We start from the raw sequence: 12,061 nt of genomic DNA on the forward strand, positions 1-12,061 counted from the left end.
CCCCCTTCGGCCCAAGGAACGGACAAGCCGTGACCCAGCCGCTCATCGGTGTCAGCACCTACCTCGACCGGGCTTCCTGGGGAGTGTGGCAACTGCCTGCCGCCCTGCTCCCCGAGGGGTACCCGCGCCTGGTCCAGCGGGCGGGGGGCCTCGCCGCAATGCTCCCGCCCGACGACCCTGCGCGTGCCGCGTCCGTGGTCGCCAGGCTGGACGGACTGGTCGTCGCGGGCGGCCCCGACGTGGAACCCGTGCGGTACGGCGCCGAGCCCGATCCGCGCACCGGTCCCGCGGCCCGCGAGCGGGACGGCTGGGAACTCGCCCTGATAGACACCGCGCTGGAGTCGGGGACGCCGCTGCTCGGCATCTGCCGGGGCATGCAGCTGCTGAACGTGGCCCTCGGCGGGACCCTCGTCCAGCACCTCGACGGGCATGCGAAGGCCGTCGGGGTCTTCGGGGAGCACGCGGTGACCCCGGTGCCCGGGACGCTGTACGCCTCCTTGGTGCCGGAGGAGTCGTCCGTGCCGACGTACCACCACCAGGCCGTCGACCGTCTCGGCGAGGGGCTCGTGGTGTCGGCGCACGCCGGGGACGGGACGGTGGAGGCCGTCGAGCTACCCGGCACGTCCTGGGTGCTGGGCGTCCAGTGGCACCCCGAGATGGGCGAGGACGTCCGGGTCATGGCCGGCCTGGTGCGCGCGGCGTCCTGACCGATAGCTGGCCCGCCCCGCCGACGACCCCGGCGGGGCGGGCCAGCCCCCGCCTTCGGGCCCCGGCTCCCCGAAGCAGCGGTCAGGCGGTGGAGCGCGTCAGCGACAGCAGGTCGCGCCGGGCCCACCGGGCGGCGGCTCCTTGTTCCAGACCAGCTGTCTCCGGACATCGTCGGGAGACGGTGCGCAGGCATCTGTCTCCCTGGTCCGGCAGGGCTGCGCCCCGAGCCGTGCCGCGGGCGGCGCGGCCGGCAGACTGAAGCCGCCGCGGCCCCGTACGAAGCCTCGCTCCGGCGGGTGGCGTACGAAAGCTGCGGTCGCATTGAGGGGCCCTGGTACAGGAAAGGGGGATCCCCTCACGCGGCCCTGCAACACCACGGCCACGACCAGGATCCCCGGAAACCTCACTGTGAGTCCTGGACCGGATAGTTGCCCACCCCCCTCAACCCTATTGGAGGCAACCTTCATGAGATCCAACAGACCGACCCACGCCGGCCGCAGGCTGCTCGTGCGGGTCTCGGCCTTCGCGACGGCCCTGACCTGGTTCAACCTCGGACTGGCCCTCCAGTCTGACGCAACACCCCTCACCGGCACCGCAGCCAGCCCCACTGCCCCGGCAGCGCTGACCGGGCCGCAGCTTGCCGCGACCTGGACCGGACCACTCAGTACCCGCGACCGGTACATCGTCGACGCCACGGGCAACCGCTTCAAGCTGAAGGCCGGCAACTGGTCCGGCGCCCAAGGCACATGGGAGGGCAGCGGCGACGTCAACGACGTGAACAACCACCAGGCAAAGCAGAAATCGAACAACATCCCGCTCGGCCTGGACCGCGCCCCGATCGACAAGATCATGTCCGACTTTCACGCGCTGGGGATCAACAGCGTCCGATTGCCGTTCGCCAACGCCATGATCCATGACACCACTACGGTGCCGGTCTCGGCGGTGGCCGCCAACCCACAGCTGCGCAGCAAGACCCCGCTGCAGGTCTACGACGAGGTGGTCGCCGCACTGACCGCGGACGGGTTCGCGGTCATCCTCAACAACCACACCACCAGCTACCGCTTCTGTTGCGGCCTGGACGGCAACGAACGATGGAACAGTGGCCAGTCCACCCAGCAGTGGGAGGACGACTGGCTGTTCCTGGTCAACCGGTACAAGCACAACAAGCGCGTCGTCGGCGCGGACCTGCGCAACGAGGTCCGCCGCGACACCTGGGACGACCCCAACTGGGGATGGGGCAACGCCCAGGACGAATACGCCGCCTTCCAGGAGGCGGGTAACAAGATCCTCCAGGCAGACCCCGACATGCTGATCATCATGGAGGGTATCAACTGGCAGGGCATCCCGTTCGGCCCGTTCAGCCACGGCCGTCCGATGCTCACTCCGGTTCGCGACCTCTCCAACACCCTGATCAGCTCCGGAAAACTTGTCTACTCCGCGCACTTCTACGGCTTCACCGGCCCCAACCACACTGGCGCAAGTGGCGGCTGGCAGAACGGAGAAACCAACGACCCCCGCTACCGGGACCTCACCCCTGACCAGCTCATCCAGGCCGTCAACGACGAGGCCCTGTTCGTCACCCGGTCCGGCCAGCACTTCACCGCCCCCGTCTGGATCAGCGAGTTCGGCGCAGCCGGACGCGGCCAGACCGAGAACAGGGAAATGGGCTGGTTCCACCGGTTCACCGACATCCTGGCCAAGAACGACACCGACTTCGCAATCTGGCCCTTGGTCGGCTGGAGCGACGCCAAGGGAGTGCCGAACGACAACTGGGCCCTGATTTCCTACGATGCCAGGGGCACGAGGCTGAGCCTCAGCGATCCCGGCGACTGGCGCGCCACCGACTGGAACAAACTGATCGATGCCCCCGCCAAGACCGGCCCCACACCTCAGGTCGACCACTGGAACATGCTCGACCTCGACTTCGGCGACCAGAACGTCTCCAGGACCATGCTGGCCAAACCTGACTGGTCCCCCGGCAGCCGTAAGGGCAACTGTCCTGACGGCCAGCGCCTGGTGGGGCTCGGACGCGGCAACAGCCGAGGCCTGTGCACCGACGCCGCAGAGCCCACCATCGGAGTCGGCGACTGGGTGACCGTCACCGATGAACGCTATGTCAGCCACGGCGACTGGGCCGACGGATACAACAAGCTCCAATGCCCCGACAACACCTTCGCCGTGGGGTACAGCGTTCATGACAACGCAATGTCAGCTCTGCTCTGCGCACCCTCTTCGAGACAGCTGACGACCAACGGCCACAACATATGGTTCGACAGCGGCGACAACCGGCCCGCCACCGGTGGATCCACAGGCAGCGATTGGGCACCCGGCCACTACAAGGGCCAGTGCGCCGACAACGAATACCTCGCTGGCGTCGCCTACACCTGGAAGTGGCTGCACCACGGCGCCCCCGACGCCCTGCTGTGCCGCCCGCTGGCCTGACCCGCCGGGAACCGGTAGGCGCTGTCAAGTGATCTCGGCTGGTGGAACACAGTCGGCGAACGCCGTCATGAACCTCCGATGCCGAGTGGGAGGTCGTCCGTCCGCTCCGGCCCGAGCCATTGCGAGGGCGGAAGCGGCCGGACGACCAGCCGGACCCGGCCGGTCGTGTACACGACCGACGATGCCTTCCTGCTGGGATGACAGAGACCTTCGGCCAGCCTCAATTCCCAGCTCGGAGGGCATTTCGCCCCACCTTGTGGCCGGTGTCGGACGAGGCGGCCTACGCGTTCGCCGACCACGCCTACACAGCGCTTGCCGAACCCCCCTTCGAGGTCGCCCAGGCCGTGCACACGGCGACCCGGCGACTTTGGGCCTCGTTCCGCGCGCCACTCCTGTGGGCGTCCCACGTCCACCTCGGCCCGGCGAGCGACACCATCTGACCGCCCCCTGGAACATCCGAGGCCGGAGAGACCACATGCTGCGCCGCCGTCCCGGCGGCACGCCAACGGCATCTCCCCTCCTCCTGTGGAGACCTTGACCGGAGGGATAGTTGGAAAGCGGCTGAGTATCGACACGGTCGTGGCCGTCGCGATCAGCGTGGCGGACGCCGACGGCCTGGACGCGGCCACCATGCGCCACGTCGCGCAGCGACTCGAGGTGGCACCGATGACGCTGTACACCTACGTGCCGGGCAAGGCCGAGCTGCTGGATCTCATGCTGGATGCCGCCTACGCCCAGATGCCCCGGGTCGACACCACTGGTCAGCCCTGGCGGGCCCGGCTGACCGCCGTGGCCGAAGAGAACAAGGCGCTCTTCGAGGCGCACCCGTGGGCAGCGGCGATCTCCACGAGCCGGCCACCATTGGGGCCGGGGACGATGGCCAAGTACGAGCACGAACTGGCGGCACTGGACGGACTCGGGCTCGACGACATCGAGATGGATGCCGCCTTGACCTACCTGGTCGCCTTCGTCCAGGCCAACGCCCGTTCCGCGGCCGAGGCGCACGCCGCCCGGCAGGACAGCGCGATGGACGATGAGCAGTGGTGGGCCGCCAATGCCCCCTGCTCGAAAAGGTCCTCGATCCACGCGCCTACCCCACCGCCGCCCGCGTCGGCACGGCAGTGGGCACCGCCCATGGTGCCGCCTACAGCTCCGAACACGCCTGGGAATTCGGCCTCAGCCGTGTCCTCGACGGCCTCGCCGCCCTCATCGACAGACGTACTGATCCAACCGAGACCAAACCGCAGTATGGCCTGGGTCGGCTGTGAGGAGGGAACCGGCGGGCGTGACCTACACGTTGGGCGGTCGGTTCACGGCACGAGCGCGACGGCCGGGCTCCAGCCGCACACCCGGACGGCATCACGGCCGAGATGGTGGCAGTGGCGGCTGGAGGCGCCGGAGCGCGGTCCGGGTCACCAACACCACCGCAGCGCGCATCGAGATCGATCCGACCGGGGTGGGGGCACCTTGCAGCTGACCGCCGAGAAGGTGGCGGGTACGTGCGGGATGTCGGGCACCCCGTACGGAGGGTCCATCGCTTGTGGCCCGTACCGGTGGGGGCCAGGGGCATCAGGGCCATGTAGACGCACTTCATGCCGGCGTCGCCCCCGCCCCGAGCACTGGCAGGAGCAGCCGGAGCCGTCCGTGGGAATGACTCCCCCGCCTTCGGACGCTGGAGCCCCGGGGCCGCGTCCCGTACCCGCAACGGGCCGTCGACCCCGCTGTGCACGCCCGCCCATGGATCCCGGCCTCGGACGGACCGGTGCGAGAGGGCCGCGACCTCACACGGCCATGGCCTCCTGGAGCCAGCGGGAGACGCGGTAGGGCAGCCACCACGCGAGGTCACCGACGCGCAGGACGAGGTGTTCGGCCGTGAACTCCTCCAGTACGTCGGCGGGTACCTCGGCGTGGTGCACACCCGGGTCGAGAACGGCGATGGCCTCCCGGTAACGGGGTTCGTCGGCGGTGAAGCGGCGCAGGTCCCCCCAGCGCCGGTCACGGATCTGGACGAACCCAGGTCCCTGGCGCCAGACCAGCTTGCACAGGTAGTGCCGGGTCCGCCAGGCGTGCAGGGCCTCCCCGGCCTCCTCGAGACCGGCGATCGAGCGGGGCGGCTGCAGGTGGGACAAGACCTTCCACTGGTGATCCGACTGCTGGGGCGACAGACGAAGATCCCAATCGACGGAGACTGCCCGTGCGGTGAGGTCGCGGACCAGGCACAGGCGGTCGACGGCCCGCCGATGGGCCATGGGATCGTCGGTGGACAGGTCGACGGCCGTGTCCAGTTCGGCGTGACGTACGCCGAGGGCCCAGAGGCGGTCGGCGTCCTGGGGCACCGGAGTCACCGGCAGGCGGCCCAGTGACATGCCCGGCAGGTCACGGGCCTGCGGGTCGAGGTCGCGCCAGGCACGTATCGCGAGGTCCGGTGTGGTGGCTGTCATCTGCCGTCCTTCGTTCCGGGTCGGGGAGTCGCGTGGCTGGGAGGCGCTGAGACCGGCCCTCAGGTCAAGGCGGGCGCGGGTGCGGGCTCGGTTCCGGCCGTGGTCTCGTCGCGGGCGTGGGTGTGCCGCATGTAGTCCAGACGCAGCAGGTCCTGGTTCACGGCGGCGGGGGCGATGTGCACGTACTGGCCCGCGTCGGTGAACACCACGCCGTGCGCGACCCACTCCTCCAGCAGGGCCTCGATGTCCTGCGGCGTGCATCGGGCGCCCCCGGACGACTCGGCGGCCGCCGTCAGCTTGCGGTGCATCGCCACGACGGTGTGCGGCTGGTCCAGGAGACGGAAGAGCGCGGTCGCCAGCGGGTCGGCTAGCTCCATGGTCCGCCAGCCGAAGGACGGCCGCCGGCTGACCAGCACGATCCGGTCCCGCAGGTCGGTGTGGGTCAGGCGGGCGTCGGCGTGGTGCTTCTTCCACGCGGCGATAGCGTCGTTGAGGACGGTCACCGTGGGCTCGGCGATGCCACGCTCCGGGGCCTGGAAGACGTAGGCCAGATCGTGCAGTTCCGCCTCGGACAGTTCGTAGGTGAACAGGTAGTGCTCCTCGGGCCGCAGTCCGGTGAAGCCCAGTTCGGGGCGCTTGAAGTACGGGCTGAACCGTTCGATGGCGATGCGCGCGGACAAATCGACCGGTGGGTTGAGGTGCTCCAGGGCGGGGAGTTGGCGGATCACGGGTTCGTAGTCCTCGGCGGTCTCGCCGGGGAAGCCGTGCAGGTAGTTCCACGACACCGACAGCCCTGTCTCCGCCGCGTCGCGGAGCATGCGGACGTTCTGGCAGCCGCTGACGCCCTTGTCCATGAGGTCGAGGACGCGGCTGTTGAGGCTTTCGATGCCGGGCTGGACGTAGATGAGTCCGGCGTCCGCCAGGACCTGGAGCTGCGGGCGCCGCATGTTGGCCTTGATCTCGATGTGCATGCGCAGGTCGTAGCCGCTGTCGATGATGCGGGGCAGGACGGTGGACAGGTAGCGCATGTCGAGGATGTTGTCGACGACGTACATGTCGAGCACCTGGTGGCGCTCGGCCAGATCCATGATCTCGCGGTAGAAGGTGTCCGGGCTCTTGCTGCGGAACTCCATGAAGGAACCGTTCAGTCCGCAGAAGGTGCAGTGGTGCTTCTCTCCCCACCAGCAGCCGCGCGCGCCTTCGACGACCAGCTTCGGCTCGACCCAGTTGCGTGCCACGGACGCCGCGAGACGTTCGAAGTAGCCGCTGTAGTCGGGGGGCAGGATCGCCGCGGGCGGCAACGGTCCGGCCGGCATGGGGTTGGCGGTGTGCGCGGAGTCCGTTGTGCGGTGGCACAGGCCCGGGATCGAGGCTGCGGCTGCCGGGTCGCCGTCCCGCAGTGCGGTCAGCAGCCGCGGGAAGGCGTCCTCGCCCTCGCCGCGGACCACGTAGTCCACGAAGGGGAAGTTCCGGTGGACCGCGGCGCCCTGCTCGGCGTCGCAGTTGGCACCGCCCATGACGGTCACGACGTGGGGGGCGAGGCGCTTGATGTGCCGGGCCGCCGCCAGGGCAGCGGTGTTCTGCTGGAAGGTGGAGGTGAACCCGACCACGTCGGGCTGCTGGTCGACGACGCGGCAGGCCACTTCGGTGACGAACTCCGGTACGAGGCGGTGCAGTTCCCGGGTCATCCGCATCCGGGACCGGCGCAGCTTCGGCGTCATCACCTCGACGAACTCCGGCTCCCGCCACTCGGGGTCGTCGTAGAGGGCCGAGGAGAAGACCCAGTCACCGCAGCCGAGGAAGTAGGAGGAGAGGGCGTAGTAGTCGTAGTCCTCGGCGGTGAACTCGGTGCGGCTGGTGATCCAGTCGGTGAACTCCAGATTGGCGTGCAGCACCTCGCACGTGGCGTCTCGGACGTGTTCGTCGACGCTTCGTTTCAGGATGCCGAGCGCCAGTGAGGGCAGGTCGATCGGTGACCAGGGCATGTTGACGAGAAGAACACGCACGGTGGGCTCCTTGCGCGCGGGCGGCCGACGGGGTGGGAGGCGCGGTGGAGGGGCCCGGCCGGCCCGTATCAGGTCGGGTCGGCCGGGCTGTGGGTCACTCCTCGTCGTCGCTCTCGGCGGCGTTGCGGAACGGTATGGTGATGGTGATCCCGATGCCGGGCTTGCGGTTCTCCTCGTCGCCGGCGAGCGGGTCGTTGTGGATGATGTCCTTCTGCACGGTCGTCCTCCTTCTCGGATTCAGGGCTTGTCTTCGAGCGGGTTGTGCTGTGCACGACCCGGTCCCGCTGTGTCTGTCAGCGGGACCGGGGTCCTCCCGGACGTGCCGGGGGACGTGAGGGGGTGGCGGGCCGCGGTGCGGGCAGGTGCGTCTGGAGGAAGGACAGGGAGCGGCGCAGTACCGCGACGTGTGCCGCGCCGTCGTAGCCGTCGTGTCCGGTGTCGAGCCACATCTGCTCGTGGGCGACGTCCGCGGCGGACAGCGCGGTGAGATAGCTGCGGATCTGCTCGGGTGGGCACTTGACGTCCCGGTCCGCGCCGACCACGAGCAGGGGTGCCCTCACCTGCGCCGCGAAGGTGAGGGGCGAGCTGTCGGCGTAACGTTCCGGCACCTGTTCCGGAGTGCCGCCGAACCAGCGGACGTCCAGCGCACGCAGCGTCGGTGTGGTCATCCGGTGGGCGGTCACCCAGTCGGCGACGGGTTTCACCGCGACACCGGCCTGCCACAGTTTCGGGCGGGTACCGAGGGCGAGCAGGACGAGATAGGCGCCCCAGGACACCCCCCACAGGGCCGTGGCCCGGTCGTCGACGAGTCCGCGCCGGACGAGATCGGCTCGGACCGCGGCCAGATCGGCCACCTGGGGGTGGCCGACACCTGCCTCCAGGGCCCGCCGCCAGCGGGGGCCGTAGCCGGTCGAACCGCGGTAGTTGACGCGTGCCACGGCATAGCCGGAGGCCACCAGGGTGTGCAGCGTGGCGTCGTAGGCGTCCCGGTCGTGGTCGGCGGGCCCACCGTGCACCAGGAACACGGCGGGCGGTGGAGCGGCACCGGCTTCGGTAGGGGGGCCGGTACCGCGTTCGGCTTCGGTGAGCCGGCTGTGGAGGGGGCGCGGCAGGCTGAGCAGGGTGTGGACGGGGCCGTCGGGCGTCGGGGTCCACAGGTCGGTGTGGTGCCCGGGCACCTGCGGCAGCGGTCCGGGGGCCGGGAGGGCGACGCCGTCGGTCGCGCGCAGGACGGGCGGGTGGGCGGTGTCGGTCCACAGGTAGTGCAGACCGCCGCCCGGACGCGCGGCCGCGTCCAGCAGGCTCCCGGCCGGAGTGGGGACGGCACGGCGGGTGCGGCCGCGCAGGGACACCCGGTGCAGCAGCGACCGGCCGTGGCGTTCCTGACGCACCAGCACCTCGTCGCTGTCGGGGTACCAGCGTGCCGTGATCTCGGTGTCGAAGCGGCACCAGGAGTGTGTGACCAGACCGCGGCGTGCCGTCCACGTCGCCAACTCGTAGCGGTCGTCGAACTCGTGCACCAGCAGCAGTTCCGATCGGCCCGGCCGTGGCGAGAAGCCCCGGCACCAGAATCTGCCGCCGGGGCCGTCCGGGTGCGGCAGCGTCGCGACGACCCGGCCGCCGGAAGTGACCACGGTGACGGTCACCGCGCCGTCGGACACCGTCGCGAGAGCCACCAGATCGCCTTCCGGGGTGATGCCGCCGAGACTCCCCTCCCCGGCGACGCGGAACACCTCGTGAGGGACATGGCTCCGTCGGCCCAGGAGCAGACTCGTGCCACCGCCCGGGAGTGCCAGCGCCGCGGCGACCGTCCCGTCGTCCGTCACGGCCAGGCCGCGCGGCCGCCCGGCCGGTGCTCCCGGCAGGCCGGGCAGCCGGGGGCCTCCGTCGAACGGCTGGAACCACCAGTGCCCTCGGCCGTCGGCGTCCTCGTCGAACCACCACACGTACGACTCGGCGTCGATCGCACAGTGCACCGTGCCCTCGGAGCTTTCGGTGACCTGCCGCGCCGTGCGGGTGGCCGCGTCCCACGCGAACACCTCGCAGCGGCCGTCGGCGTCAGCCGTCAGCACCATGCGGCGCCCGTCGCGCGGGCACACCTCCGGCAGGACGCCGAGGAAGACCTGGAAGCCGTCACTCATCGGCGTTCCCTCGCCCGGCGACAGCCGCGGCGCCCGCACGCAGGACACCGGGGGCTCTCACCTGTGTGTACACGGCCAGCAGGCCGAACAGTACGGTGCACAGCAGCGCCGGAGTGCGAAGACTCCAGGCCGTCACCAGGGCCGCGGCGAGCGCCGGCGCACCGGCCGCGGCCAGCGCGGACACCGAGCCGAGCACGCTCGCGGTCCGCGACTGCAGAGCTGCCGGTGTGCACGCGATGGCGACGCTGGACAGGACCACGGTGATCAGCGGCACCAGCAAGGACAGCCCGGCGAACGCCGCTCCCCAGCCGAGCGCGCCGTCCACCCACAGCAGTGAACCGCACGGCACGGGCAGCAGCCAGGCAGCCAGGGTCAGCAGCCGTGTCGCACCGAGCCGTCGTACGGCGTGGGCCGCCACCAGCGAGCCCAGCAGGCCGGCCGCTCCGGACGCGGCGAGGACCAGACCGGCCGCCGCGCCCCGCGCGTCGGAGCCCAGCCGGAACAAGGCGGTGTAGAACAGCAGCGTCAGCGCGCCCCCGGCCGTCGAGGTCCAGACCAGGACGAGTCTCAGGACCGGTGATCCGGCGAGGGTGACGACCCCGTCTCTCGCGGAGCCGAGCAGTTCGGACCGCTTCCCACGCGGGCGGGGACCGGTGCCGGGCGTTGCTCCTTGGCCGGCGGCCGGTGTGTCCAGGGGGGTGCGGATGGCCCGCACACCCACTGCGGCCGCCGCGTAGGAGAGCGCGTCGGCCAGGAAGGGCACGGGCCGGGCGAGCTGGAAGAGGGCACCGCCGAGCGCCGGGCCCACGATGAGCGAGACCTGGTCGCCCACCTGCATCCCGGCTGCCGCCCGGGGCAGTTCGTCGGTGGTGGTCAGGTGGACCAGGGCGCCGCGTGACGCGGCCTCGTAGGCCACGGCGCACAAGCGTTCCGTCAGGGCCAGCGTCACCACGACCCATAACGCGGGGCGGCCCAGACAGGTCAAGGCCAGCACCCCCATTCCCAGAGCCGCGAGCGCCGATGAAGCCGTCATCAGTCGCCGCCGCCGTCCCTGGTCCGCCGGTATCGCGACGAGCGGTCCGAGGACGACCCCGGTCAGCGCGGCCGCGCTGGCCAGCGAACCGGCCGTACCGGGGCTGTGCCCGAGTTCCAGGAGCAGCAGCGGAAGGACCAGCCCGGACGCCTGGCTGCCGAGCCCGTCGATCGCGTTGACCCACCAAAGGACCCTGAGGTCCCGGTGTGCCCGGCCGGGCGGATCGCCGTGCCGGTCCGGCCGGTCCGCGCTGCGCTGCGGCTCGGCGCCGGGGGCGTGCTCGTCCTGTGACGGCGCGGGCCGGCCGAAAGGCCGGCGGATCGATGACGCGTCGACGCTTCCCACCCCCCGTACGGCTGGGAGGCCACGCCGTACGGCGGGTACGGCGAACCCCCGTGTGTCGAAAATGTGCTTGAAGCGTGAAGTCGAGCGGGAGCCTAGTCAGCACTCGACGCCGGCGACAAGTGGTACACAGCGCGCAATCCCTGCCCGACAGGGCGACATATGGCCGAGGACCGACTGGCCAGGAGCGTGCGGGTGGCCACGGGCCGGACACGGGGTGCCGACACGGCGGCGTTACCGAAGCCCGTCCGTTTCACTTCACAATCGCACAGTGGAGCGGTGTGGTCGAGGTGCAGGGCAGCGCCGAGAGAACGGCGCATGATGCGGTACATGTTCCTGTTCATCGCTCCGGGCGTCGCGGTCCGGCGCCGGCCAGGCTCGGTCCGAGCAACGGTTGCGTCACTGAACTCGGCGGCGCACCGACGACAGTGACGGGGCGCCGGCCTCGTCGTCGACCGGGACCGCAGCGGCCTCCCCGAACGTCCACGTGCGTGGCGGGCCGGCGCGCTCATTGGCCGACAATCCCCGCTGCGGCCCGGCGGAGAACGGTCGAGCGGCCCGTAGGACATGACTCGCTCGCGACCCGTTGGCGGATCCCTGCGCCGGCCCACGCCCTCCCGGCCGCCTGGACCGTGTTCAGAAGCCAGCGCCGGCAACGAGGCCACCGCCGAGTGGCCTGACCAGGCCGCACGCGCGGAGGGCCGTGGAGAACGAGCCTACGAAGGCACCCGAGTCCTGACCACCAGCCGGGTCCGCTACGAGTACGCTGCAGCGGGCCGCACCACACTGCGCCAGAAGACACGACTGTCGAAGAAGCCGGACCGGAAGATTTCAAGTCCAGTGAGACGGTCGTGACGCTATGAGGTTTGTGGTGCGGGTTCCCTGCGCTTGGCCGGGTCGTTGATCCATGCCTGCTGGGGTATCCGGGGTGGTCGGGGGCGGCGGCCG

Annotated in this window: 9 protein-coding genes and 1 pseudogene; 5 read left to right on the top strand and 5 right to left on the bottom strand. The window is 70.6% G+C overall.

Going from position 1 to position 12,061, the window contains the following annotated elements:
- Nucleotides 1-29 precede the first annotated feature (29 nt).
- The 5 genes and pseudogenes from JS756_RS32455 (at nucleotide 30) to JS756_RS38615 (ending at nucleotide 4,418) form a co-directional block, all read left to right on the top strand.
- Nucleotides 30-707 carry a gamma-glutamyl-gamma-aminobutyrate hydrolase family protein gene (locus JS756_RS32455; RefSeq protein ID WP_205386846.1) on the top strand — a complete coding sequence of 226 codons (678 nt, stop codon included), beginning with the start codon at nucleotides 30-32 and terminating at the stop codon, nucleotides 705-707.
- Between the two features lie 466 nt (nucleotides 708-1,173).
- Nucleotides 1,174-3,150, top strand: a complete 1,977-nt coding sequence (locus JS756_RS32460) for a glycoside hydrolase family 5 protein (protein WP_205386847.1) — start codon at nucleotides 1,174-1,176, stop codon at nucleotides 3,148-3,150.
- A gap of 263 nt (nucleotides 3,151-3,413) precedes the next feature.
- Nucleotides 3,414-3,590, top strand: a complete 177-nt coding sequence (locus JS756_RS32465) for a hypothetical protein (protein WP_205386848.1) — start codon at nucleotides 3,414-3,416, stop codon at nucleotides 3,588-3,590.
- Between the two features lie 190 nt (nucleotides 3,591-3,780).
- Nucleotides 3,781-4,164, top strand: a pseudogene (locus tag JS756_RS38610) (TetR/AcrR family transcriptional regulator C-terminal domain-containing protein); the annotation flags it as partial.
- 26 nt (nucleotides 4,165-4,190) lie between these two features.
- Entirely contained in the window at nucleotides 4,191-4,418 is a 228-nt protein-coding gene (locus JS756_RS38615) for a hypothetical protein (RefSeq protein WP_438817363.1), read from the top strand.
- Between the two features lie 513 nt (nucleotides 4,419-4,931).
- On the opposite strand, the gene JS756_RS32475 is transcribed toward JS756_RS38615, so the two are convergent.
- From JS756_RS32475 to JS756_RS32490, 5 genes are all read right to left on the bottom strand, one after another.
- Nucleotides 4,932-5,591 (bottom strand): DUF5825 family protein, encoded by a 660-nt coding sequence (locus tag JS756_RS32475; RefSeq protein WP_205386849.1) that lies wholly within the window; start codon nucleotides 5,589-5,591, stop codon nucleotides 4,932-4,934.
- 59 nt (nucleotides 5,592-5,650) lie between these two features.
- Complete coding sequence (locus JS756_RS32480) at nucleotides 5,651-7,597, bottom strand: RiPP maturation radical SAM C-methyltransferase (RefSeq protein ID WP_205386850.1); 1,947 nt, start codon at nucleotides 7,595-7,597, stop codon at nucleotides 5,651-5,653.
- Nucleotides 7,598-7,691: 94 nt separating this feature from the next.
- Nucleotides 7,692-7,814, bottom strand: a complete 123-nt coding sequence (locus tag JS756_RS37710; RefSeq protein WP_266720057.1) for a hypothetical protein — start codon at nucleotides 7,812-7,814, stop codon at nucleotides 7,692-7,694.
- 76 nt (nucleotides 7,815-7,890) lie between these two features.
- Nucleotides 7,891-9,738, bottom strand: coding sequence for a S9 family peptidase (locus JS756_RS32485; RefSeq protein WP_205386851.1), 1,848 nt, complete (start codon nucleotides 9,736-9,738; stop codon nucleotides 7,891-7,893).
- Nucleotides 9,731-11,116 carry an MFS transporter gene (locus JS756_RS32490; RefSeq protein WP_205386852.1) on the bottom strand — a complete coding sequence of 462 codons (1,386 nt, stop codon included), beginning with the start codon at nucleotides 11,114-11,116 and terminating at the stop codon, nucleotides 9,731-9,733. Before JS756_RS32490 ends, JS756_RS32485 begins: the two co-directional genes overlap by 8 nt.
- Nucleotides 11,117-12,061: the final 945 nt, after the last annotated feature.

The organism is Streptomyces actuosus (assembly GCF_016921115.1).
Classification (GTDB): Bacteria; Actinomycetota; Actinomycetes; order Streptomycetales; family Streptomycetaceae; genus Streptomyces; species Streptomyces actuosus_A.

What these genes read in the sequence shown, in the direction of transcription:
- JS756_RS32475 (WP_205386849.1), bottom strand. Translation starts at nt 5,591, where the DNA reads ATGACAGCCACCACACCGGACCTCGCGATACGTGCCTGGCGCGACCTC.
- JS756_RS32485 (WP_205386851.1), bottom strand. Translation starts at nt 9,738, where the DNA reads ATGAGTGACGGCTTCCAGGTCTTCCTCGGCGTCCTGCCGGAGGTGTGC.
- JS756_RS32460 (WP_205386847.1), top strand. Translation starts at nt 1,174, where the DNA reads ATGAGATCCAACAGACCGACCCACGCCGGCCGCAGGCTGCTCGTGCGG.